1 protein-coding gene is annotated in these 370 nt (G+C 45.7%); it reads left to right on the plus strand.

Annotated elements, in window-relative coordinates; all coding sequences use genetic code 11:
* The coding region (locus AB4585_RS25005; RefSeq protein WP_372171450.1) for a LysE family translocator at nt 1-370 on the plus strand (370 nt) is incomplete at both ends.

Raw genomic sequence — 370 nt, forward strand, 5'->3', positions numbered from 1 at the left:
TTAATGAGCCCAGGCCCTGATTTTGCTTTAGTGGTACAGAATTCAACACGCTACGGAAGACAAACGGGCATCGCTATTGCGTTTGGTCTTTCTATTGGCATTCTTATTCACTCAATCCTCAGCCTAACAGGGATCAGCTACCTCGTTCATTCACACCCAACGCTGTTTCTTGTGCTTCAGCTTATGGGGGGTAGCTATCTGGCTTATCTGGGATTGAGCGGTATAACGTCGATAATCCAAAGTATTCGAAAGCCTGCGGTAGACAAAAAACCGGGTAAGGATTTTACCCTCAATAGCAAGAAGCAAGCCTTCACTCGAGGCTTGACCACCAACCTATTAAACCCTAAAGCCTTAGTATTCTTCGTCAGCT

This window comes from Vibrio sp. 10N.222.49.C9, from assembly GCF_041474985.1.
GTDB lineage: Bacteria > Pseudomonadota > Gammaproteobacteria > Enterobacterales > Vibrionaceae > Vibrio > Vibrio crassostreae_C.